The sequence below is a fragment of the Amphritea pacifica genome (assembly GCF_016924145.1).
Taxonomy (GTDB): Bacteria; Pseudomonadota; Gammaproteobacteria; order Pseudomonadales; family Balneatricaceae; genus Amphritea; species Amphritea pacifica.
Map to the genome: position 1 here is coordinate 1 of NZ_JAFFZO010000182.1, position 308 is coordinate 308.

At 41.6% G+C, this 308-nt stretch carries 1 tRNA gene; it reads left to right on the forward strand.

Annotated elements, in window-relative coordinates:
* The first annotated feature begins 16 nt into the window (after nt 1–16).
* A tRNA-OTHER gene (locus tag JW499_RS21995) sits at nt 17–95 on the forward strand.
* Nucleotides 96–308 lie beyond the last annotated feature (213 nt).

The window sequence follows — 308 nt, forward strand, 5'->3', positions numbered from 1 at the left end:
GTTAGAACTGAAGAAAGTAGCTCAGCTGGTTAGAGCGCACCCCACTCTTGGTTTAAAAGAAGGGGGTGAGGTCGGTGGTTCAAGTCCACTCAGAACTTGCCCGGTCTTGTAAGAAATAGTCTTATCCGGGGCTATACTCAGCTACTGAATTATCTGGTTGCTCGTCTGAAAGTCTTAAAATATACACATCGGTCTGATGTTTATCTTTTAAAGCTTTTAGCTTTATCCGCTCTTTAACAATTGAATCCTGTAACAAAACGAGAAATATGTACAAGCGCTAATCCGGCGTAAATGTATCGTTACTTCAG